Consider the following 22,698-nt stretch of genomic DNA (forward strand, 5'->3'; position numbering starts at 1 on the left):
GCTCCTAGTAACGTAATGAGGCAAAGTAGTAAGCAAGATTTTCGATCTCTTTGTCAGTGAGATTTTTTGCGATGGTCCCCATCATATTGAGCGGGTCACCACTGCGAGTGCCGTTTTTCCATGCCATCAATTGCGTTTTTAAGTAATCAGCATGTTGGCTTGCGAGGCGAGGGAACTTGTCGACGCCCATACCGCTGGCTCCATGACAAGTCGCGCAAGCTGGAATGTTTCTATCCCAATCGCCTTGGAAAATTAATTTACGATACGGGTTACGAATATCAGCTTGGTCGCCGCGTTGTTCTGGATTCGTGAACTCGTAGCTCGGGAGGTTAGCAAAGTACTCCATAACTTCCTTACGGTCTGCGTGATCGCTGAGTTCCTTCGCCATGCCTTGCATGACCACATTTTGGCGTTCGCCACTAAGGAATAGTTCGATTTGAGTGTTGAGATAATTCGCGTTTAAACCAGCGATCATCGGCGCGATATTTGGCTGTCCCATGCCATCTTGGCCGTGACAACCGCTACATACGCTGGCTTTTTCCGGAATAGACGAGGCGCTTGCGCCCATAGTGGTTGCTAACAAACAGGCCACCACCACTGGAAGAATTTTTGACATGCTGACTCACTTTAATTTTTATTAATATGTCTAAGTGCTACTTGGTAGTCACTTGGACAATATTGTCGGCCTTGTCAATAATGAAAGGTATTGTGGATTTCCACATATTTAATAAGTGTAAATGGCCGTATTTGTTTTTATTGGTTGTTCTATAAGCGATAAAAACAAAGTGGTGAAGAGCTGCACAAATCGGCAGCTCTAAGTGGTAGAGACGTCTTAACGTGCGGCGTTACGCTTTGCGGATTTTGGCCGGCAGGGACTGACGTGCCGCCGCGCCCACGACCCAATCCAACAACACGCCTTTCCCTTCTCGGGTTGGGTCAATTAATCCGATGTCGTTAATGTTGACACCATCTTGGCTGCGAGTTTTTATGGGTTGCTGTTTATCGCCGATCCAGTGCGAGCGTTGTCCTAGCTCGGTATGACCAAACCCATGTTCAAATCCGAGTGTGCCAGGGCGAATCCCGCTGACTATCATCGCAAGTGCTTTGGTGCTTGCAGATGGTGTCTCGATAACAAACTCATCACCCGTTTTAATGCCTGCGCGCTCGGCATCGATTGGATGGATGTACACTGGGTTTACGCCTTTAATCGAGTTCAACCTTGGCGATAGATTGGATACCGCACTGTGAATGTTGGATTTAAAGTTCGTCAGGCTGAAAGGCCATTCTGAGCTTGGGAACTGGTCTTCCATTGGTGTGCCATCGGCCAGTTTTTGTGGATGCCATGTTGGGCAACCCGTGTAGAAATCACCGGTCATGGTGTTTCTTGCGCTGCCGACACGTTCATTCCATATCGCGACAGGTCGCGTCCATTTGTGCTTCATTTGCTCACCTTGATACGCTTCGGTTGCATTTTCAAAACGTCCACCGCGAGCAAAAATAAACGCCACACGTTTCATCTCATCCGCTGTCAGCGTCTTCTGCATGGCTGGCATTAAACGCTCTAGGCCGGACCACGCAATGTCTTCTGCCGAAACTTCAGGCACCCCGCCTTTCACATAAGCCAAGTTTGCCGCGGAACGTAAGTAGAAATCTTCAGCGCTGTGGAGGGCGTGCCAATTCCCTTGCGTATCTTGAATCGCGTTGTCACCAAAGCCGCCTAGTTGCATTTTCTTGGCGACATCAATCAAAAAGTTTTCTAAGCAAATCGAACGACCATCGGCGGTTTTCTCTGTTCGCGCTTCCACAATCGGCCAACGAGCGGTGACGGTTTTCACCGGAACGTCGTGCCAAGGCGTTGCCATACCCCAGCTTTCGTAGGTGACCGTGTCCGGCACAATATAATCCGACAATGCGGTGGTTTCGTTAATGAACGCATCAACAGACACAATCAAACCGAGTTGTTTTGGATCTTTAAGCTTGTCTTCCAGCAGCGCTTTCAAACCGGGTACACCATACATTGGGTTCGCTATGTGGTTGATCCACGCTTTTACGCGGTATGGATACCCATCAATAGCCGCAGATAGGTGCTCTGTCAGCAGTGGCGCGGCAAACGGATACCAAGGCGCGCGAGTTGGGTAAGGGGATTCACCTGCCTCAACGCGACGTTTGTATTCGCTGGTTTTATGGTAGGGGAATTTACTGCGCGACAAAAAGACGCCTTTCGGGCCGACTTTGCCAGCAAATTTGGTGAAGTCGTAACGAGGGCCCGCAGCGGAAGTTGGGTAGCCACCCGCTTTGGCCATCGCGCCGCCTTTCATATTTATGTTACCAATCAACGCATTGAGCATCATGATGGTAAACGAGTTATAGAACCCATTGGTGTGCATGTTGCCACCGTGGGTATCGACCACCGCTTTTGTTCCGTGACTGGTGAAGCGCTTTGCTAGTTCAACAATTTGTTCGACAGGGATTTCACATTGTTGGCTGTAGAACGCAAGGCTGTATTTGAACGCCTCTTCTTTGAGTCTATGTAGAGACGATTTTACGCGCACTTCGCCCGATGCAAGCGAAACCGTTTTATCGACAAACAGTGCCGCTTCCTCAGCTTGGGTATGAACACCAAATTCGCCGCTTTGCTCATCCACGATGACGTACGGGTCGGAGTCAGACAACGCTTCGCCCTCGAATGGCAGATTCAAGTCCGACGCGCGTAAAAACGTGCCGTTTCTCGGGTGCTGATTATCGCTTATCACGAGATGCGTAGCATTACACCAGTGCGCGGTGCCGGCTCGCTTCATCGCGTTTGCCCCTGGCTGCGCCAAGAAGGTTTTGTTGTAGCGTTGGTTTTCGATGATCCACTGGATCATGCCAAGCACGAGGGCAGAGTCGGTGCCCGGTTTGATTGGTATCCAGCGGTTGTTGTCACCGGCGGCCAAGCTCGATGAACCCGCAGGCAAACTTGGCGTGATGATGGTGTATTCCAAGCCACCTTCTGTTCGCGCATTGGCGAGTTGGCGCGCCTGACGCTTAAAAGGGTTGCCAGCTTGCGCAGGCGACATACCGATGAAGATGATGTATTCCGCATTATCAAAGTCTGGCTTCAAATGTGCGTTCTTATCTAAGTCGTTCATAAATGCGCCGCTGCCAGCACGAAATGCGTAGCCGCAGTAAGAGCCGTGATGCCCAAAGTTACGTGTACCATAGCTGTTGAACGCGAAGCGTTTGAATATGTCGTCTCGGCCTTCGTTACCAGCGTTGGTCATTAACAATTGGTTGGCTTTCGGTCCATATTCTGGGTTTTCAGGATCAACGGGCGTTGTTAAATCGCGAATGTCGCGTAAGCCATCAACATGGCCTTCACCAAATAAATCACCACCTTCTACGACTTCGTCTATCAATTGCTCGTAGCTGATCGGAGTCCATTTTCCTTCGCCGCGTTCTCCAACTCGTTTCAGTGGCTGAGTAATGCGGTACGGGCTGTTGCGAATTTCTAGCATCCCATTGCCACGTGCGCATGCTGTTGAACGACCGTCAAGGCCCGCTTCCCCTGCCAAACTTAAATAAGCACCTTTGACTGGCGTTTCGAACGGAATGTGTTGTTGATGAGAGAGTGGGTGATATGGGTTGCCAGTAATACGCAAAATCTCGTCGTTGCGGTTATCAATGCGTACACGCAATCCGCACAGTGACCAACAACCAAAGCACATCGATGGCGCAACGCGCTGATTTGGATTAGGGATTAGGTTGCCTTTGCTGTTGACCGTGTACTCTGGTTCAAGCGAGTTACCGTGGTGAATATCACGCGTTTTTTCTCCCGCAGTGCCTTCGAGCGCACCCTCGACCATGTGTTTGGTGGTGGTGGCGTAACCCGCAGCGAATGCGCCAAGCCCACCCACTGCAATGCCTGATTTCAAAAACTGACGGCGTTTGTTATCCATGATGAAATCCTCTTTGATTAGCGTTCAGTTAAGGTGAGTGATGAGGCTTTTACGTCGATATTTTGTTTTGGTTGAACCAGCTCTGAGCCGAGCAGTGCCAGTGCAAGCCATAATCCGAGCATGCCGATAATGCCTATCCAGCCATTTCCATCCATAGTGAGTTGGTATGGATACAGCCCTGCATCGAACTTGGCGATGGTTTGCACTTCCATGATGGTAAACCAGCGAATCAGCCATGCACTTGCCAGTGCGGCAGCAGACACAAAACCGAGACCTATGATGTGACGAAATCTGGCTGATGCGGGCTTTTTGGTATTGCGAAAGAAGATGAAAGCGAGCAAAACACAACCTAAAACGACAAAAGTGAGCAGGGCAATGTTGTGCATCCATTGTTCGCTAGAATAGAGCGAAAATGCGGAATTGTTGGATGCCCAAATCGGTAGCAGTATCAGCGTTAATACACCGCTGGTAACCACTGATTTTTTAAGTAAATTAGTATCGCCAGATGTCAGCGTCTTTGACTGACTAGGCAGCAAGAGCCAAATCAACAGAGAAAATCCGACCGCGCCCATAAATGCAGTGACAAACCAAAGAATTGGTGACGCGGGTTGGTGCCATAAAGGGCGCGATTGAACGACTGCAATTTCAGCTCCAGTATAAAGGGCGATGGTTAAGCCTGATAACACGGTGATTGCAGATATTGTGAGCATCACTTTGTGAGAAATAGCCCATTCACCAAGCGACAACTTAGATAACAGAGGTAGTACTTTTCCCGGTTGATTTCGCAGTGCGATAAGATCCTCGCGGAGATACAGCCATGCAGTCACTACCGCTAAACCTGAGAAAACAGGCAAGAAAAGCGACCCCAAAGACATCCATGACCACGGAGTGATGTGTGCGTAAAAATGCCATGCTCGTCCCGGTTGGTGTAAATCACCAGTTAACGCTAATGGTCCCACGATGGCGCCGATGGCCAGCGTCAGAACAAGCGCAGCGCGCAGTCTGTGACTGGTGTGTTTTTCAAATAATAGGGCGATTAGGAATAAAACAGCAGCCGCATAAGCCGAACCGATGTAGAAGAAATACTGCACCGCCCACGGGAGCCAAGCCATCGCTTGAGGTTGGACTAACACTTCGGTGATGTTCATGCGCGATCTCCTTGTGGGTCGTAAATAGCAGGTTGTCCGTCGATCTGGCTGGTGAAGCGTTCATCCATGCCGATGTAAAACACGTGAGGCTTGGTGCCTTCATTGGGTTTTAGCACTTTGATATCGTCTTGGTGCTTCGCAATTAAGTGGCGGACTTCACTTGATGGATCATTCAAATCACCAATTACACGTGCACCGCCAACACAGGTTTCCACGCAGGCAGGCAATAGACCTTGTTCTAGACGGTGAGCACAGAAGGTACATTTATCTGCGGTGAGGGTGTCTTCATTGATAAAGCGAGCATCGTAAGGGCAAGCTTGTACACAATACGCACACGCTACGCAGCGACTGTTATCCACCATGACAATGCCATCTTCGCGCTGAAAGGTTGCTTGAACCGGACACACTGCCACGCAAGGCGGGTTGTCGCAGTGGTTACACAGGCGCGGTAGCATAAAGGCTTTTGCTTCTCGCGTGGCTTTCGAACCGTCATCCAGCGTGACTTCGTACTGCTTTACGGTGGTTCGGAACTGACCGATTGGCGCTTGGTTCTCGATGCTGCAACCCACAGTGCAAGCCTGGCATCCGACACATTTACGCAAATCTATCACCATGGCATAACGCTTGCCGACTTGTCCTTTTCGGTCAGCGGACTGGTTATTTCGAATAATGTTTCCCGCAGTTGCCGTGCCAATGCCTGCGACTGGAATTAACGCGGCTCCGGCTGTGACCGCGCTGAGAAAGCGACGTTTGGTGGAATCCATAACTCACCTGCTTTTTTGTTGTATTTGAATTGACTGATTCCATTGTGAGAAATGCACTGCGAGGCTTATATTGTGGATTTCCACATACCCAGATCAAACTTGATCTAAAACAAATGTGGTTTAGGGAAGGTAGCTGTTATTCTTGTCGCACTCTCTTGACGGAACGATTCGACTCATCATGAAAAAAGCACTGTGGCTTCAGCTTTGGATTCTTTGCTTAGTTGTCTTTGCATCTTTGGCTCAGGGCTCAGTTTCTGAACAAGCAGATCTGCAAGGAATGCAAGAGCAAAAAGCAGAGCAGCCACAGGCCAAGCAGAAAGTTGAAGTGGGCGTGTTAGCGATACGCGGCCATCTTTATGCTGAGCAGAGATGGCAACCGACCATTGATTGGCTCAATCAGCAAATTTCCGATGTGCATTTTGCCCTTCATCCCCTTAACTTGGATGAAATGGGCGAAGCGGTGAAGTTTCAGACCATGGATTTCATCTTAACTAACCCAGGTCAGGCAGTGCGATTGGGCAGGCAATACGCGCTGTCGTGGATGGCAACGCTAACCAGCAGAGCACCACAAAACTCGAATTACGGCATTGGTTCGGCGCTGGTGGTTCGAGCCAATTCAAGTTATCAAACGGTGCAAGATGTCTCAGGACGTCCCGTTGCGGCGGTATCAGAAAAAGCGTTTGGTGGTTATCTCACGATGCGCTATCAAATAGTCAAAATGGGGCTTAATCCAAACGATTTCTTTTCCGATGTCCGCTATCTTGGTTTTCCTATTGATGCCAACCTGTATCAATTACGTGATGGCAATGTGGAAGCGGCCGTTGTCCCTGCTTGTTTATTGGAACAGATGCTAAGTGAAGGGCTTTTACAACCGAGTAATTACCGAGTTTTAAATCAACAGCCGAACGAGCGCTCGTTATGCGTTGTTTCCACACCGCTTTATCCTAACTGGTCATTTGCCAAAACAGAGCGCGGCTCAGCTCAGATTGCCAAACAGATTGCGCAAGTATTGTTAGCGATGCCACCTGAACACCCTGCGGTTATTGCGGCAGGCGCGTCAGGTTGGACGTCCCCCGTCAGCTTGCTGAGCATCGACAAACTTTATCAGGCGTTGGATCTCCATCCGTTGCAACAACCTTGGTGGAGTGAGGCTCTACGCTGGCTGCGTAGTCATCAAGAATGGGCATGGGCGCTGTTCATGTTTGTGATTGTGTTGAACGCGTACCACTTTTGGCTTGAGTATCGATTTAGTAAGAGTAAGCAAGTGTTGGAGCAGACATCGTTACGATTAAAAGAGAAAAGTGAACAGTTAGAACATTCACAAAGGGTCGCGATTGTCGGAGAAATCGGCACTAGTCTTGCTCATGAACTCAATCAGCCATTGGCAGCCATTCGCAATTATAGTGAAGGCGGTTTACTTCGCTTGGCCAAAAAGCGCCCTCATGAAGATATTGTCCCTGTACTTGAGAAAATACAGGGTCAAGTTGAAAGAGCCGATGCAATTATTCAGCGATTAAGAACGTTGATTCGCAAGCGCAGTGTCGACAAAACGTCGTGTGATCTTCAAGTACTCATTGATGACACGATTGAGTTGCTCCATTTTAGAATGCAGAAGCAAAACATTTCTATTGTGGCCAGTACAGAAGGGAACATTCGTCCGTTACTTGTCGATGCAGTTGGCGTACAACAGGTTTTAGTTAATGTGATCAGCAACGCGATTGATGCGTGTACTTTGTTCCAAGAGAAATATCACTCATCAGGTTATCAAGGTAAAATTGCCCTGCATTGCGATTACCAAATCAGTCAACTCTCTATTCGAGTGTTAGACAATGGTACAGGGTTGCAGCAAGAGAATCCGACTCAAGCGTTTGTGAGTAGCAAAGAAGAAGGGCTTGGGCTGGGGTTGGCCATTTGTCGCGATGTGATGGAAATGCATGGTGGCGAGTTTGTCATCAGCTCGACAGCACCACATGGTTGTTTGGTTGAGCTTGTATTTCCATATCAAAACTAATCTGAACTAGGCATAGGAGCATTCAATGAACAGCGGTGAAAAGCAGCTACCTGTTTTTGTAGTCGATGATGATGAATCGGTGCGTGACTCGCTCGCTTTTATGCTGGAAGAGCATGACTTCAACGTGACGACTTTTGCTGATGGGCAATCTTTTCTCGATAAAGTGAACATTCATCAGGCCGGATGCGTGATCCTTGATAGTCGAATGCCCAACCTTCGTGGTCAGCAAGTGCACCAAATTTTAAATCAAGCCAACAGCCCGTTGGCCGTTATTTATCTGACAGGGCATGGTGATGTCCCGATGGCGGTCGATGCATTGCAAGCTGGGGCGGTCAATTTCTTCCAAAAACCAGTCAAAGGCGATGAACTGGCACGAGCCATTTTGCAGGGACAGGCACGGTCTGTCACAAACCTCGATATGGCAGCAGCAAAATCGGCTTATGAGTCGCTCACACCTAGAGAAAAAGACATTTTACGTTTGATCATTGAAGGAAAGCGCAACATTCGTATTGCTGACGAACTTTGCATAGCAATGCGAACGGTTGAAGTACACCGAGCCAATCTATTGAAGAAGTTCTCGGCAAAAACGGTCGCAGAGTTGGCATATATATATGGCAAGCTAGATTAAAGCTTAGAGAGTGAAACCTCTTAAGGCTATTTAGAGGATACAACTTGAGCTTTATGACGACTCGCGTATTATCTTCTTCGTTCTTACTTTATCTGAATTCTTATGAGTTTGTTGACTAAACGACATTACACGCCACATAAGCGGGCAAAATGGCTACTAGCGATTATTGGCTGGGTGGTGGTTGTGTGTCTGATGCAAAATTCAGGTTTTGCATCGTCATGCTCTATGAAGTACGAGACGGTATCGCCTACTGTTTCACTTACTGATGAGGGTTCGAGCGTCAAGTCGATTGATGCTAAAGAAACCAGCAAATGCGAATTGTCTGAAAAGTTAATTCAATTTTCTCAACATCAACTCGATGCATTTATTGTTGTTCTGTTTGTCGGTCTTTTGGCGTCGGCTATTTGGATGTGCTGCGCTTATATTCGCGCACAACATTGGACGGAGCCGATAGGTCGTAAGTATCGAGTCCATCTGACTTTCTGTGTATTCCAAGAATAAAAACGTGCTTTCTGACCAATAACGTCAGCGGTTTAGCACATTTGTTTTTATTATTAGGAATTACTATGAATCAAATTACCAAACTGACTCAGTTCGCGTCTATGTTCTTTATGACGCTGGCTTTGAGTTTGTTCTCTCTGAATATTTCAGCACAAACTACCGATACCGGTTGGATGACCAACCCGCAACATCCTCCAGTGCAAACGCGCTTTGTGCTCACAGGTCAACAAGATCCGCAAGCCAAAACAATCACTGGTTATCTGGACGTCAAGTTGGCTGGGGACTGGAAAACTTACTGGCGTTCACCTGGTGAGGGCGGCGTAGCACCATCTATTGATTGGCAAAATTCACAAAATTTATCCAAAGTGGATTGGCAATGGCCGCATCCACAAAAATTCGAATTATTAGGTATCGAGACTCTTGGGTATAAAGGCGACACTTTGTTCCCCATGACGCTGCACGTCGAAGACATGTCCAAACCTGTCACGATTGATGCGGTACTGACACTTTCCTCTTGTACGACGATTTGTGTGCTGACCGACTATCAAATTCAATTGACGTTCTTGCCTTCTGATCTAAAAGTCGATGAAGACGTGATGTTCAGTTACGCTCAAGCAGTGAGTAACGTGCCGCAGCCATCGCCGTTTATTGATGTTACTCAGGCGAGTTGGGATGCGAACCAATCGAAACTACAAATCAAGCTAAAGAACAGTCAGGGTTGGCAACAACCACAAGTGCTGGTGGATGGTGTCGATGAAGCAACGCGAGACTATAGCTTCAAGTTTGAAGGAATGCTTCAAGAAGGAAACATCGTCACCGCGAGCTATATCGTTGATACTTGGCTAGGCGAGGTGGAGTTAGATGGTCAGTCGCTGTTTGTGACCATCAAAGACACCAATTTACTAGCAGAAGAAACCACTCAAGCAACTGCTGAGGCAATAGTTGAACCGTTGCCGAGCACGTCTCTAACGAGTGTTTTTCTATTCGCGTTGCTCGGCGGTTTAATTCTTAACATCATGCCTTGCGTTCTTCCGGTTTTGGGGATGAAGCTAAGTGGTATTGTTGCCGCTCAAGGTATCGAGCGTCGTCAAATTCGCGCTCAGTTTGTTGCCTCGTCACTTGGTATATTAACGTCGTTCTGGATTCTCGCTGGTTTTATTTTGGTGCTCAAGCTAACAGGTAATGCCATTGGCTGGGGCGTGCAATTTCAAAGCCCTTGGTTCTTAGGTTTTATGGTGTTGGTCACCACTTTGTTTGGGGCCAATATGCTGGGGCTGTTTGAAATCCGTCTATCATCGGGTACCAATACATGGCTGGCCTCGAAAGGTGATAACTCCCTAGTTGGTCACTATGTTCAAGGTATGTTTGCCACATTGCTTGCGACGCCTTGCTCCGCGCCTTTCCTGGGAACAGCCGTGGCGTTTGCCTTGGGTGCCGACGTATTAACGTTATTTGCAACTTTTACAGCATTAGCATTGGGTATGGCACTGCCTTGGATCTTAGTCGCTGTGTTTCCAAATATCGCGCTGAAACTACCAAAGCCTGGCTCGTGGATGAATGTCGTTAAAATAGCGTTTGGCATAATGATGTTGGCAACCAGCGTTTGGCTACTTTCATTAATGGCAAATCATGTACCGATGTTATGGATTGCACTTATCGCTGTGACTGCTTTTGTTGTAATGATGGCAAGAGTTAAGAAAGTGTATGGTGAGAAAGCGCTTGCTGTATCCGGAACTGCGTCATTAGTGTTGATAGCTGGTGGCCTGTTACTTGGTAGTGTCACTGCTGACCAATGGGCGACACCGCTTCCTGAGGACTTAGCGTGGCAGAAGCTTTCTAACTCGGCGATTGAAGATCACGTCAATAATGGGCGAGTGGTGTTTGTGGATGTCACTGCGGATTGGTGTGTCACGTGTAAAGCGAACAAGATCGGTGTGATCTGGCAAGATCCTGTCTACTCATTGCTGCAAAGCCCTAATGTAGCGACGTTAAAAGGGGATTGGACACATCCGGACGGCTCGGTAACTGACTTTTTACGAGCTCATGGGCGTTACGGTGTGCCGTTTAACATCGTCTATGGCCCGGCAGCGCCACAAGGTATCCCGTTACCTGTGATTCTGACTGATGATGTTGTTTTAAGTGCGGTGAAGCAAGCGAGTGGGGGAGCTATTCAATGAGTTCGACAAAGCGGCGTAGAACATTCCGATATTGGCTCGTTCAAATCGTACAGATGGTGCTCATTGTCACCGTCATTTCCATCGCGATGGATTGGTATCGCACTAAAGATATTCCTAAACAGGAGTCACCACCATTGAGCTCCGTATTGAGCGATGGCGAACATTTCGATGCAATCGCGCAAAGTTATGAACAACCTGTCGTTGTTTATTTTTGGGCGACTTGGTGTCCCGCTTGTAAATTTGTAAGCCCAAGCGTGAGTTGGCTGAGTGATGACTACACCGTAGTTGGCGTTTCTGGCTCGTCGGGATCGAATGAGCGTGTGGCGCAGTTTATGAGGGCAAAAGAATATCGTTTCGAAAACATAAACGATCCTTCAAGCGATATTATGCACGAATGGAAAATTAGCGTGACCCCAACCATTTATGTTTTAAGAAATGGTGAAATTTCCTCTGTAACAACTGGCGTTACCACTCCGATAGGAATACTAGCGAGAATTTGGTTAGCTCGATAACGCGATAAAAATCCGATATTCAAAATATAGAGTATCGGATTTTTTGTTGTCCTAAACAACCAGTCGGTCACATACCATAAAGAACTAGTCAACCAATAAGTGTCTAGATGCTTATTGCGTGTTACATTCGAGCATCGTTCTGGTTATCAAGGAGGAAACGATGAACGTAGCAAAAATGTATGATGATGTGTCGGATCGCTATCAAAAGTTGGTGGATGACAGTCACTACGTCGGTCCACGTTGGATTTCTGAGAAGTTAAAAACCTTTCCCATCGAGCAAGGCTCGGTTCTCGACCTAGCCTGTGCGACTGGCAGTATCGGACATGTCGTAAAAAGTCACTATCCAGAATTCGCCATCCATGGCTTAGACATCTCGTCCAAAATGGTTGATAAAGCGCGCCAAACTAACCTCTATCAAAGCGTCGCGGTTCATAACCTCGATGAGCCATTTTCCCCTTTGTTTGAGCAAACCTTTGACCTTATCACCGCACTTGGTTTTACTGAGTTTCTAGCAGAGCCTCAACAACTTTTGGAGTGTATTTCGCATAAGCTAACTGCGAATGGACGATGTTTTATCAGCTTTCAATACCACGATCCGGATGGACAAGATTTGCCTCGAAATACTTATAGTGGATCGGTCGTGCATAAGGCATATACCGAAAGTGAAGTTGAGCAACTCTGTCAGCAAGCGGGGTTGGAAGTGGTTTCCCTAGAAAATGTGATTGGTTACGTATCTGGTGTTGGTTATGTGTGTCGATACTTGATGCTAGAGCTGAAAAAGTCACACCGCTGAAATAAGTAACAAACAAGGATTGTTTTTGAAAACACAAGATTTAACCGAGTTCGGGTCAGGCATTGAATACGATGCTCAATACGACCAGCATTACCATCACGACATTGCCTTCATCACAAGGTTAATCGAAGAAGCCAATGCTCGAAGTGTATTGGATGTCTGTTGTGGTTCCGGGATTGTCACGATTCCAGTCTCAGAGCAACTCAACGAAGCCATTGGCATTGATATTTCTGAAGGGATGCTCAAACACGCAAAGGACAAAGCCAAAAGTAGGAGTAACTTACGTTTTCTTCATCTCGACGCAACCCAGTTTTCGTTAGGTAAGAAGTTTGACCTAGCCATAATGACAGGGAATGCATTCCAAGCCTTTTTAAGTAACGACATGCTGGCAGGCGCATTGAGCTCAATATCAAAGCACCTAGAAAAAGGTGGGCGATTTGTCTTCGATACGCGGTTACCAACGCCAGAGAATCTAGAATTGGATCATGAGATGGCGCTGTGGCAAACCTATGTTTCTCCAACCTATGGTGAAGTGAATTATTTCGGTATGAAGGCCGAGTATGACTTGCAAACGTCCATCATGTATTTGAACAAAGAGCGCCATTTTGAAAGTGGAACGATTGAGCATTCCAGCATTGATTTAAAATATCGCCCGCTGGAAGACATAGAGGTCTTCCTTGAACAAGCGGGATTCAGAATTATAGAGAAGTACCAATCTTGGTCAGCGCAAGTATTTGAGGCGAATGCCAACTCGCTTGTCTGTGTGGCTGAGAAAATATAAACCAATGTTGAGGGATACAATGCAAGGGTTTCGAATTACCACGTCGTTAGATGACATGGATTTAGACGTTATCTACCAGTTCATTTCAAACAGTTATTGGGGAAAGGGCATTCCAAGAGAACGCCTTGAGAAGTCATTGCGCCATTCGTTCTGTTTCGCGGTTTTGGATGACGAAAATCAACTCGTCGCTTTTGCTCGGTTAATTACCGATCGCACCACGTTTGCGTACCTTGCCGATGTGTTTGTTGTGGAGGCACACCGTGGTAAAGGCATCAGTAAGTGGTTGATCTCAGAAATTGTTGCTCATCCAGAACTACAAGGCTTACGCCGTATGATGCTTGCAACCCGTGATGCTCATGGATTGTACGAACAGTTTGGGTTCACTCCTATTGCTCCAGTAGAAAACTTCATGCAAATCTGGAAGCCGAATGTTTATCAGAGCTAAATCATGATGAGAGTTGAATCTCAACAAGTGGCAATCAGATACCTCAAAACAACAGACGCTGCTCCTCTGTTTGAAAACTATTTAGGCGATGAGCAAGCATGCCGCTTCCTCAATCGCCAAGCCCACCAAAATGTTAATCAAACCCTTGAAGCGATCGAAAGATGGCGCGCTCAATATGATCAAAAGTCTCCCAACCTATTAGTCTTCGCTATTGAAGAACTCACTTCTCAAACTCCTATTGGTTGTCTGGTGCTGATACCTGAGCAAGACAGCAGTGAAATCCATTTTGGTATTTCTGCTCGCTATCAGGGAAAAGGCTATGCAACCCAAGCCTGAAAACTTGGCGTTGTTTACCTGCAAAGCTTGGGTATAAAGCGCATTCGCACTACCCCGCATATTGGCAACCACGCGAGTATTCGTGTGTTGGAGAAATGTGGCTTTATCAGCCAAGGCATTTTAAAAGCGCATGCGGTTTTTCCTGCTTTAGGACGTGAGGCGCAAGACTGTATGGATATGCGATTGAAGGATACAGAACTGCGCCATTTTGCACATTGTTCAGAATGAAAAGGGTGGCGGTTGAAACGAGCGGTTACAGAGCATGTTAGTCGCCATCGTAGACAGCGTCTTTGCTGAATGATTCCTCGAGATTTTTTTAGTCTTTGATTGTCAGAGGCGACTGACAAAACCATACCAACTGTGACAACCAAACCTCTATTAAAGCAGGATATTATTCCTTCAACTTTGTGTTTTAGGAGTAGTCATTAGACTACCCAATAATTGTTGGAATAAATAATGACGAAACGTTGGTTTGTCTCCGCTGTGAGCTTCGCGCTGCTCGGCGGTGGTACGTATTTCTATCTCCAATCTGCCGCTCAACAAGAATTACTGCCTACATTGATTGTGGAAAAAGGCACGATTGAAAAACAAGCGGTGGCTGTTGGTAAAATTGTCCCTGCACACTCCGTGTCTATAAAGTCACAAATCGACGGTATAGTCGGTGAAATTTACGCGAAAGTTGGTGAAAAGGTGAAGCAAGGCCAGCCGCTGATCAAAGTGCGTCCAAACCCAACCCCCCAAGCATTAACGGATGCATCGGCAGAACTCATGCGTAGCGAAGCCGATCTGGAATCCGCCAAACAAAAACTGTCCAACTTAGAAAGCTTGGTCAAGCAGGACATTATTCCAAGTAACTACGACGAATACGTAAGTGCGCGCTCGGCAGTCAAATCTGCGCAAGCGGACGTATTGCAAAAGCGCCAGAATCTCGAACTCATCCGCAGTGGTGAGGCGTCGATCGGCGATGCGCGTTTAACGTCGACGATCTACGCGCCAATTGATGGCACGGTACTCAACCAGAAAGTTGAGGTCGGAGAGCCGATCATCTCGACTCAATCAAGCCAAGCCGCGACGGAAATGATGTCATTGGCCGACATGAACAGTCTGATTTTTAAAGGCAGCGTCAGTGAGCATGATGCTGCGCAGTTGTCTCCGGGAATGCCCGTTATGTTGACGGTTGCGCCTTATCCTGATGTGATGATTTCTGGTGTGCTAACCAAAGTAGCGATTCAATCTGAGAACCTTAACTCACCAGAAGGCAACGCTTCGGCTAAAAGTTTTGATAACGGTTTTGAGGTTGAAGTGGGAGAACTCAAGATCCCACAAGATGTGTTGCTTCGTTCTGGTTTTTCATCGACGGCTCAAATCATTCTGAAGAAGTCTGAAAACGTGCTCACTCTACCGGAGCGCGCTCTGCAATTTGATGGTGACGCACCGAATGTTCTGATCCCCGACAGCTCAGAACAAGGGTTTCATAAACAACCGGTGAAACTCGGTCTGTCAGATGGCATCAATGTCGAAGTGCTTGACGGCGTGGAGCTTGATGAAGAGGTTATCGACAACAGTATGATGGGAGCGGCGCATGGTTAAGCTGCAACGATCAACAATCGCCTTTGCATTGTTGGCTGCCACGCTCAGTTTGCCGACCTACGCAATTTCTATTGAACAAGCTTGGCAACAAGCAAAGCAGAACGATCCTAATTACGAAAAAGCGAAAATCGGCGTCCAGCTTGGCGAGGTTGGCGTACAGAGTAGCCGCAGTGCGTTATTGCCGGGTTTAAGTGCCAGTGCGTCAGCGGATTGGAATGAGTCCTCAAGCCATTCGAACAGTTACGGCGCTACCTTATCTCAAACTATTTGGGATAGCAGTTTGTGGTCGGAACTGGATCAAGCGAATGCCAATTATCTCAAAGCACAGTTAGAGCTATCTCAATCGCATAACGAGCTTGCGCAGAAGTTGCTCACCGCTTACCTAGATGTGGCAAGCGCACAGGGCGACCTCAAATTGGCGCAGTCCAAGCTGGAGGAGGGGAAAGAACTTCTCAACATCATCGAGAAACGCTATCGAGCAGGAAAAGTGAAGTCGGTTGATGTTGAAGAGATGCGAGCGAATCAAGTCTCTGAGCAAGCAAGTATCCTCAATGCAAAAGCCGATCTCGAAGTGAAAAAAGCAGAGCTTGCGGCGTTAATCAATCAAATGCCGGAGAGTGTCGACCAAATACGAACGGATTCTTTGATTCAGCCGCCGATGCTGGTGGACTCTCAGGAGCAATGGCTAAAGCTGGCAAAAGACAGCAGTCCAGAGCTGTTGGTAGCGGCGCAGATGGTGAAAGCGAGCGAGTTCGCGAAAGATTCAGCTAAAGGTGGATACTATCCAACCGTCAAAGGAAGTGTGGGCTACAACGATGGTGACAATCGTTCAAGCGGTGAGTTTAACGCTGGGATTAGTTTGAGTTTGCCGATTGACCTCAATGGTGCAGTGCGAGCGAAAGTGGACGAAGCATCGTTGAACATTTTAAGTGCTAAGCAAGATATGCGTAGAGTGGAAATTGATATTCAGAAACGAGTTATTCAGCAGTTTACGCAGGTCGATATCAACTGGAATCAAGTTTTGATAGCGAACGAGCTAGTTGAATCGCGCGCCAGAGTGTTGCAAAGCAAAGAGAAGCTTTACGACGCTGGCCTGCTTGAAGTGTCGGAAGTTATCAGTGCACACAACAGCTTGTTTGAGGCGAAAAACAGTCTGCAAACCAACTTGTACAGCTATTGGCGTAAGAGAATCGGCTTACTGCAAACCGCAGGGAAACTCGATGACGATACCATGGCGTTGATCTCTCGAGCTTTTCATTCATGAGCAGTCTATTGCAACAAACTTGGCAAACGTTGATGGCGCACCGCATGAAGAGCGTGCTGGCCATTATCGCGATTGCGTGGGGCGTGGTCTCTGTGGTGGTGTTAATCGCACTTGGCGAAGGCTTTTATCGCCATCAGACCCAGTCGTTTTCATTTATGATCAACAATGTGCAAGTGGTGTTTCCGTCGAGTACCAGTAAACCGTGGCAAGGGTTACCTTCAAGACGACAAATTGATATTCCACAAGAAAAAGTCGACATGATCAAACAGTCAGGCTTCGTGCAACAGGCGTCAAGCATTTACGCCAAATGGGATGCGAATATCACCAATCTCAAAGGACAGAATTTATCGAGTACGGTCAGCGGTATTGATGCGTCTTACTTTCCTTTAATACAACGCAAGCTGCAATCCGGTTCGAGAAACCTGTCACCAAGTGATATGGACAACCACACCCGCGTGGCGGTGTTAGGCGATCAAATTGCGCAAATGGGCGGAATCCAAATCGGGGATAGGCTCAAAGTCAACGGCATTCCGTTTTTGGTGATTGGGATAACCGTTGGTGAGGACACTGGCATTTCATTCGGCGATAGCCGCACTGTTTTCATTCCTCAAACAACGTACCGCGATTTGTGGGATGCGAAACCTTGGATGGTATTGATGAAGCCGAGAGACGGGATGGATGCACCGTCGTTTCGACAAAATATCGTAAACTTTTTCGCCAAGCAGCTTCATTTTGACCCAAGTGATAAAGATGCGGTCGAATTACCCGATTTTAGTGAAGGTGCGGCGGTCATCAGTGGAATTTTGCGTGGCATTCAGATTTTTCTTGGAGCGAGCGGCGCGATGACCATGGCGGTCGGTGCGCTTGGCGTTGCCAACATCATGTTTTTATCTGTCACGGAGCGCACGCGTGAAATCGGTGTGCGTTTGGCGATCGGGGCGACTCAAAAGTCCATACTCAGTCAGTTTATTCTTGAGGGGCTTATTTTGGTAGCTGTGGGCACGGCATTAGGTCTGATGTTTTCGTATGCCGTGGTATCTGTCCTAAGCAGCATGGCATTACCGGAATGGATTGGTTTGCCTGTGATCACGCCAGATTCCATTGCTTGGTCTTTACTTGTGACGCTTGTCTTGGCCTTGATGGCATCGTATTTCCCAGCAAGGCGAGCATCGCGTCTCACGCCAGTCATTGCTTTGAGTGCGAGGGCCTAGTCATGTTGTTACCGATGAGACAAATTTTCCAAGAAATGGCCGCAGAAAAGCTGAGATTGGGTTTGACCATTCTGGCAGTAGCGTGGGCGACCCTCTGTATCGCTGCTATGTTGGCGGTAGGTGAGGGTATTCGTCAGGGCGTATTGAAAACCGCACAAAATGGTAACGGTAACTTGATCTATTTGACCGGAGGGATGGCTACCGTCGACCACGGTGCTTTTCACCAAGGTAAGTTTCTGACATTAAAAATGGACGATTCAGAGGTCGTTCGAGCGTTACCCGATGTAAAAAGCGTTGCGCCAACTGCGAAGTGGAAAGAGCGCATCACCGTTGGTGACAGAAGCTCGTGGCAAGAGCCGTTAGCGGTCACGAGCGAGTTTCAATCCATGACCAATTTGGTGCCGATGGCGGGGGGGCGATGGTTAAATCCACTCGATCAAAAAGAGACGCGCAAAGTCGTTGTACTGGGTTATGAACTGGCAGCCGACTTATTCAACCCGAATGAGGACTTTAGTTGGTTTGCGACAGTCACATTGCAAGTCAACCCTGTGGGGAAAAAGGTAAAAATCGGCAATGAGGAGTTCACCGTTGTGGGCGTATTGGAGAAAAACAGCGCTCAAATAGAGCTGGGGGACCTTATCAACTATTCCAGCTTTGTGCCGTTAGCGACGTGGAAGCGATTTCATGTCAACGGTGAAATTGGTGGCATCAATGTGCAACCACAAGCCAATGTAGACCGAGAAGCCTTAGCAAAGACGATAAGGCAAGTGATTGCCCGTAAGCACGGGGCAAGTGTCAGTGATGAACAGGTCGTCCAAGTCGATGATATGTTCCTTAAACAAAAGAGTATGCAGCAGTTTCTGATAGGTTTGCAGAGTTTTCTTGGCATTATCGGCTTCGTGACGTTAGCTGTTGCTGGCGTTGGCATCGCCAATGTGATGTATGCCACCGTAAAGCGATCTACGCGTGATATCGGCGTGCGCATGGCAGTCGGTGCAACCCCAACGGCCATTCGCATGCACTATTTAGTGCAGTCTTTATTGACAATGATGATGGGGGGCGCGCTTGGCTTAGGCGTGACGTACGCGCTGGTGTCTGCCATCAGTTCCATTCCTTTAGAGGGCAATGCCTTTTATGAACAACTGGGTAAACCTGTCCCTGAGTTGTCGTGGGTCGTTGTCGCGATTGTCATCCTCACCTTAGTGATAATTGGTGTGGCATCTGCATGGTTACCTGCAAACCGAGCCGCAAAAGTCAGCCCATTGGAGGCGCTACAAAGTGAATAACAACAATAACTCTGGAGAGAACATGTCGAACCAGCCGCTTGTTGAGCTAACCAACATCTGCAAATACTACTCAAGCGGAGAGGCGGAAGTACGTGCGCTCGACGGCGTAGACTTAACCATCAATCAAGGTGAGTTTCTTTCGATTCTTGGCCCGTCTGGCTCGGGTAAATCAACGCTAATGAACATGCTCGGCTGTTTAGATAAGCCCACCGATGGCGAGTACCAACTTGGCGGCCAAAACGTAGCAAGTTTAAGTGCGAATGAGTTGGCTGGCATTCGTAACCAAAAGATCGGGTTTGTCTTCCAAAGCTTTAACTTATTGGAATACGCGACGGCGCTTGATAACGTGGCACTGCCGTTGGTTTACTCTGGCATCAAAGCCAAAGAACGTCGCCAGCGCGCAGCTAAATTGCTAGAGCAAGTCGGGCTAGGGGATCGTTTAGACCATAAACCAAACCAGCTTTCTGGTGGTCAAAAGCAGAGAGTTGCTATCGCCAGAGCCTTGGTCAACGATCCGCAAATCATCTTAGCGGATGAACCAACGGGTGCATTGGATTCAAAATCCGGCGCAGAGATTGAAGCCTTGTTCAATCAACTTCACGATGAAGGCAGAACATTGATCATCGTGACGCACGATAACGCTCTGGCAGAGCGCACTAAACGCATCATCACCATCAAAGACGGCAAGGTAATTTCGGATAGGGTGCCGGTAAGTAGGGAGAAATGAGCTTTTCTTAATTGAGAACTGAGTTTTAAGGGAAATAGCGATACAGAGGCTATCTCCCTTTACTTTTTATTCGCGATGTTCGTTTTGTCTCTCTTTTATCAAGTCATGCTTTTGTTCTTTAAGTAGAGTGATTGCGAGCTTAGTGTCCTCAATCAATTTACTGTTATCGTTGAGATCTTTGCTCTTCATAGGCAAAACTAGATAATGAATGCTGCCATCTGCATTCTGTACTCCGGTAGCGATGATGACATCACCTTCAGACGCCGTACCAAAATACTCTGATACGACTTTGGTTTCGCTGACACCGTAGCTATCCAAATAGGATGACTCCGTATTGTCAAACAAGATAGGAACCCCTTGCCTAGCTAATGTTCGCAATTGTTTTTGCTTTTGCTCGTCGAATGGATAGTCGGTCGTACTGATGTAACTTACCTGTTCAGCTTCAATAAAATCGTACAGTTCATTGCTCAGTTCATTTAATGGGGCAGATATCCAAGGTGTAGCTGGAATGACGTCGGAAGTATCATCATTGCCACTTTGTGGTGTTGGAGTGGTAACCACCTTCTGAGCAGCATCGCTCTCAGGAGGCGTTACACTTATTGTAGCAGCGTCTTCTGTCTTGATTTGCTCGTCAAGGCTTGCAACAGGTTCGGTCTGGGCATTCTTGTTATTTGAATTAATCAGAAATATGGCGAGTACTGCACCAAGTGCCAGCACCGATCCAGTCAAGAGTTTTTTGTTACTTGTCATGTGTCATGTCTTACCGTTTATTTCATTAGTAAATACGGCGGCCACTTATTTATTCCGTGGCCGCAGGCTAATAAGTTAGTGGTAGAGATCGTCATTCCAAGAGATAGTTACGGCTCGGCTAGTCTCTGTCCATTGACTGCTATCACGATTTTTCTTCCAGGTATTTTCTGGAGTGGTATACCAGCTACACCAGTCGCGACCAAAGTAGTAATTGGTTTTTCGCCAACCAGCAACCAGCTTGACCTCTGATGTATCTAGGCCATCTTGAATGTCATTTTTTCTATATACGACGCCGACTTGTGGTTTAAAATCTGAACGCATAACGACAGGTAACTCATTGTAATCAATCAAATTACCCATGTCACAACTGGTCCAACGATACAATAACCAGTCTTTAGCTGGCGTATTATGGCGGATAGTCTTGTTTTCAATTAACCAATTAATGCTTTCGTTAGCTTGGTTAAAATCGGCAACCGTTTGAAACTCTGGCTGGTCGTACGTTACACGGTTGCTCCAGGAGATTCCCCCACTAATATTTGGAGAAGTAGAAGCACTGAATCCAAGGTTAAAATCTAGCGACTCACTGACAGATGCCGTTGCAATGGTGTTTTCTGGAGCATGGCTCATGTGGCGTAAAGGGGCGCCATTTAAATAGCTCAGTGCCAGCTTAAAAGCCGTTGGAACGGTGTAACGGTAATCTCCCCCAGTGGCAAAACCATAGATTTGTTCTTTGTTTGGAACATTAGTCATGTCGAAGCCAGAACCGCCATTTAGGATCAACTTGGCTTCTTTAGCGCCATTTGGTAGCAAAGATTGGTTCCAGACATTTTCTAAAGAATAAATTAAGCGGATTTTTTTCGAGCGTGCATCACCATCATCAAGCTGAAGCAACGTCGAAGTGTAAGATTTCAATGTATCTTCAGCATGTGCTGGTGCTAAAGAACCAAGTAAAGCGAGTGCGATAATACTCGCAGAAAGATGCTGTTTTTCCATTATTTTTTCCTATTAGTCAGCCCATAAAGACTTTTGTTTTAAACCATCTTGATGGGCACTTTATAATTATGGACAGGTTATAAATTCAAGCTCAATAAATGAGCGGTGAAATAGTGCATCTTGTTTTTTATTAAAAAAAGAAAAAGGATAGATTCGTGGGATTAATGTCTCATAGTTTTTAAATTCACCTCTCAACTATAATAAATAAGAATTTGGTTATTAAGTCTTGCCTTTTTAAGTTATTGCTTAATTTTAATTTTCTAATGTTATATTGAGCTTTTTTATTGATAAAAGTGAATTTTATAAATGTTAGCCATGTTATTTTTAGGGTTTTTTGTTATACCAAACTAAGTAAAGTATCGTTATGTGGTCATCTCGGGTTTATGGTTTTAATTCAAATTAAAACAGTGTCTTATGTTTTTTTTGTTGTTGTTTTTTAGAGCTTAATGTAATAGTTGAGTGATAAAGTCCGTCAATGAAGTTGCCATGTTCGTGTATGAAGTTATATGTGCTTTTACAGCAGGGAGTTAAACTTTACGTTTAAGATGGTAAAGATAGAAAAAGAAATAAATAAGATAATTAAATAATCATGTTTCCGAGAATATAAATGTAACGTACTTCTAATTAAACGAATGCTTGAATAAACGATGGAGTGTGAAAAGTACTATTTAAGTTACGCTGTCCTATATTCCAGTTGGCGTCTTGTTTATACAATGCGTTTTCTCGGCTTAAAACTGGTTTACGTACTGCTAATCCCTTATCAGTTTCTTAATTACACATATTGGCAATATGCTCGCCAAGTTACGTGTATTGGTGTCAATGAAAAACAGTATCTACGATAGC

19 protein-coding genes and 1 pseudogene are annotated in these 22,698 nt (G+C 46.7%); 14 read left to right on the top strand and 6 right to left on the bottom strand.

Features of this window, described 5'->3' with window-relative positions; genetic code table 11:
• Window positions 1-4: 4 nt before the first annotated feature.
• The 4 genes from L3V37_RS11615 to dsrO form a co-directional block, all read right to left on the bottom strand.
• Window positions 5-616 carry a c-type cytochrome gene (locus tag L3V37_RS11615; RefSeq protein WP_237306350.1) on the bottom strand — a complete coding sequence of 204 codons (612 nt, stop codon included), beginning with the start codon at window positions 614-616 and terminating at the stop codon, window positions 5-7.
• Between the two features lie 229 nt (window positions 617-845).
• On the bottom strand, window positions 846-3,938 hold the full coding sequence (locus tag L3V37_RS11620) for a tetrathionate reductase subunit A (protein ID WP_237306354.1): 3,093 nt from the start codon (window positions 3,936-3,938) through the stop codon (window positions 846-848).
• Window positions 3,939-3,955: 17 nt separating this feature from the next.
• Entirely contained in the window at window positions 3,956-5,086 is a 1,131-nt protein-coding gene (gene nrfD, locus L3V37_RS11625) for an NrfD/PsrC family molybdoenzyme membrane anchor subunit (protein ID WP_237306356.1), read from the bottom strand.
• Window positions 5,083-5,850 (bottom strand): sulfate reduction electron transfer complex DsrMKJOP subunit DsrO, encoded by a 768-nt coding sequence (dsrO, locus tag L3V37_RS11630; protein ID WP_237306358.1) that lies wholly within the window; start codon window positions 5,848-5,850, stop codon window positions 5,083-5,085. Before dsrO ends, nrfD begins: the two co-directional genes overlap by 4 nt.
• A 178-nt stretch (window positions 5,851-6,028) precedes the next feature.
• On the opposite strand from dsrO, the gene L3V37_RS11635 reads away from it, so the two are divergent.
• The 14 genes and pseudogenes from L3V37_RS11635 to L3V37_RS11700 all read left to right on the top strand — a co-directional run bounded on the left by L3V37_RS11635 (window position 6,029) and on the right by L3V37_RS11700 (window position 20,112).
• On the top strand, window positions 6,029-7,861 hold the full coding sequence (locus tag L3V37_RS11635) for a sensor histidine kinase (RefSeq protein ID WP_237306359.1): 1,833 nt from the start codon (window positions 6,029-6,031) through the stop codon (window positions 7,859-7,861).
• A gap of 25 nt (window positions 7,862-7,886) precedes the next feature.
• Window positions 7,887-8,489 carry a response regulator transcription factor gene (locus tag L3V37_RS11640; protein ID WP_237306360.1) on the top strand — a complete coding sequence of 201 codons (603 nt, stop codon included), beginning with the start codon at window positions 7,887-7,889 and terminating at the stop codon, window positions 8,487-8,489.
• A 102-nt stretch (window positions 8,490-8,591) separates the two neighbouring features.
• Entirely contained in the window at window positions 8,592-8,990 is a 399-nt protein-coding gene (locus L3V37_RS11645) for a hypothetical protein (protein ID WP_237306361.1), read from the top strand.
• 65 nt (window positions 8,991-9,055) lie between these two features.
• A complete protein-coding gene (locus L3V37_RS11650) occupies window positions 9,056-11,167 on the top strand; it encodes a protein-disulfide reductase DsbD (RefSeq protein WP_237306362.1) in 2,112 nt (703 codons plus the stop codon).
• Entirely contained in the window at window positions 11,164-11,679 is a 516-nt protein-coding gene (locus L3V37_RS11655; protein WP_237306363.1) for a protein disulfide oxidoreductase, read from the top strand. Before L3V37_RS11650 ends, L3V37_RS11655 begins: the two co-directional genes overlap by 4 nt.
• A 160-nt stretch (window positions 11,680-11,839) precedes the next feature.
• Window positions 11,840-12,472 carry a class I SAM-dependent methyltransferase gene (locus tag L3V37_RS11660; protein WP_237306364.1) on the top strand — a complete coding sequence of 211 codons (633 nt, stop codon included), beginning with the start codon at window positions 11,840-11,842 and terminating at the stop codon, window positions 12,470-12,472.
• Window positions 12,473-12,497: 25 nt separating this feature from the next.
• Window positions 12,498-13,253, top strand: a complete 756-nt coding sequence (locus L3V37_RS11665) for a class I SAM-dependent methyltransferase (RefSeq protein ID WP_237306366.1) — start codon at window positions 12,498-12,500, stop codon at window positions 13,251-13,253.
• 19 nt (window positions 13,254-13,272) lie between these two features.
• Complete coding sequence (locus L3V37_RS11670; RefSeq protein WP_005486380.1) at window positions 13,273-13,698, top strand: GNAT family N-acetyltransferase; 426 nt, start codon at window positions 13,273-13,275, stop codon at window positions 13,696-13,698.
• Between the two features lie 3 nt (window positions 13,699-13,701).
• Window positions 13,702-14,262, top strand: a pseudogene (locus L3V37_RS11675) (GNAT family N-acetyltransferase).
• A 228-nt stretch (window positions 14,263-14,490) separates the two neighbouring features.
• A complete protein-coding gene (locus tag L3V37_RS11680) occupies window positions 14,491-15,624 on the top strand; it encodes an efflux RND transporter periplasmic adaptor subunit (protein WP_237306367.1) in 1,134 nt (377 codons plus the stop codon).
• Window positions 15,617-16,888, top strand: coding sequence for a TolC family protein (locus L3V37_RS11685; protein ID WP_237306368.1), 1,272 nt, complete (start codon window positions 15,617-15,619; stop codon window positions 16,886-16,888). Before L3V37_RS11680 ends, L3V37_RS11685 begins: the two co-directional genes overlap by 8 nt.
• Window positions 16,885-18,099, top strand: a complete 1,215-nt coding sequence (locus tag L3V37_RS11690; RefSeq protein WP_237306369.1) for an ABC transporter permease — start codon at window positions 16,885-16,887, stop codon at window positions 18,097-18,099. Before L3V37_RS11685 ends, L3V37_RS11690 begins: the two co-directional genes overlap by 4 nt.
• Window positions 18,100-18,101: 2 nt before the next feature.
• Entirely contained in the window at window positions 18,102-19,385 is a 1,284-nt protein-coding gene (locus L3V37_RS11695) for an ABC transporter permease (protein ID WP_213915218.1), read from the top strand.
• A gap of 22 nt (window positions 19,386-19,407) precedes the next feature.
• Entirely contained in the window at window positions 19,408-20,112 is a 705-nt protein-coding gene (locus L3V37_RS11700; RefSeq protein ID WP_237306370.1) for an ABC transporter ATP-binding protein, read from the top strand.
• Window positions 20,113-20,178: 66 nt separating this feature from the next.
• Here the strand turns inward: L3V37_RS11700 and L3V37_RS11705 are convergent, their stop codons facing one another.
• The gene (locus L3V37_RS11705) at window positions 20,179-20,862 is read right to left on the bottom strand and encodes a topoisomerase I (protein ID WP_237306371.1); all 684 of its coding nucleotides are present in this window, start codon (window positions 20,860-20,862) and stop codon (window positions 20,179-20,181) included.
• A gap of 75 nt (window positions 20,863-20,937) precedes the next feature.
• Window positions 20,938-21,855 carry a leukocidin family pore-forming toxin gene (locus L3V37_RS11710; protein WP_005376731.1) on the bottom strand — a complete coding sequence of 306 codons (918 nt, stop codon included), beginning with the start codon at window positions 21,853-21,855 and terminating at the stop codon, window positions 20,938-20,940.
• Between the last annotated feature and the right edge of the window lie 843 nt (window positions 21,856-22,698).

Source organism: Vibrio sp. D54 (assembly GCF_021728075.1).
In the GTDB taxonomy this organism is placed as follows: domain Bacteria; phylum Pseudomonadota; class Gammaproteobacteria; order Enterobacterales; family Vibrionaceae; genus Vibrio; species Vibrio alginolyticus.

Bases quoted from the DNA above. Each gene is read 5' to 3' on its own strand.
- L3V37_RS11700 (WP_237306370.1), top strand. From the start codon at position 19,408: ATGTCGAACCAGCCGCTTGTTGAGCTAACCAACATCTGCAAATACTAC.
- dsrO (WP_237306358.1), bottom strand. From the start codon at position 5,850: ATGGATTCCACCAAACGTCGCTTTCTCAGCGCGGTCACAGCCGGAGCC.
- L3V37_RS11705 (WP_237306371.1), bottom strand. From the start codon at position 20,862: ATGACAAGTAACAAAAAACTCTTGACTGGATCGGTGCTGGCACTTGGT.
- L3V37_RS11645 (WP_237306361.1), top strand. From the start codon at position 8,592: ATGAGTTTGTTGACTAAACGACATTACACGCCACATAAGCGGGCAAAA.
- L3V37_RS11685 (WP_237306368.1), top strand. From the start codon at position 15,617: ATGGTTAAGCTGCAACGATCAACAATCGCCTTTGCATTGTTGGCTGCC.
- L3V37_RS11695 (WP_213915218.1), top strand. From the start codon at position 18,102: ATGTTGTTACCGATGAGACAAATTTTCCAAGAAATGGCCGCAGAAAAG.
- L3V37_RS11655 (WP_237306363.1), top strand. From the start codon at position 11,164: ATGAGTTCGACAAAGCGGCGTAGAACATTCCGATATTGGCTCGTTCAA.
- L3V37_RS11680 (WP_237306367.1), top strand. From the start codon at position 14,491: ATGACGAAACGTTGGTTTGTCTCCGCTGTGAGCTTCGCGCTGCTCGGC.
- L3V37_RS11690 (WP_237306369.1), top strand. From the start codon at position 16,885: ATGAGCAGTCTATTGCAACAAACTTGGCAAACGTTGATGGCGCACCGC.
- L3V37_RS11635 (WP_237306359.1), top strand. From the start codon at position 6,029: ATGAAAAAAGCACTGTGGCTTCAGCTTTGGATTCTTTGCTTAGTTGTC.
- L3V37_RS11650 (WP_237306362.1), top strand. From the start codon at position 9,056: ATGAATCAAATTACCAAACTGACTCAGTTCGCGTCTATGTTCTTTATG.
- L3V37_RS11615 (WP_237306350.1), bottom strand. From the start codon at position 616: ATGTCAAAAATTCTTCCAGTGGTGGTGGCCTGTTTGTTAGCAACCACT.
- L3V37_RS11660 (WP_237306364.1), top strand. From the start codon at position 11,840: ATGAACGTAGCAAAAATGTATGATGATGTGTCGGATCGCTATCAAAAG.
- L3V37_RS11710 (WP_005376731.1), bottom strand. From the start codon at position 21,855: ATGGAAAAACAGCATCTTTCTGCGAGTATTATCGCACTCGCTTTACTT.
- L3V37_RS11670 (WP_005486380.1), top strand. From the start codon at position 13,273: ATGCAAGGGTTTCGAATTACCACGTCGTTAGATGACATGGATTTAGAC.
- nrfD (WP_237306356.1), bottom strand. From the start codon at position 5,086: ATGAACATCACCGAAGTGTTAGTCCAACCTCAAGCGATGGCTTGGCTC.
- L3V37_RS11640 (WP_237306360.1), top strand. From the start codon at position 7,887: ATGAACAGCGGTGAAAAGCAGCTACCTGTTTTTGTAGTCGATGATGAT.
- L3V37_RS11620 (WP_237306354.1), bottom strand. From the start codon at position 3,938: ATGGATAACAAACGCCGTCAGTTTTTGAAATCAGGCATTGCAGTGGGT.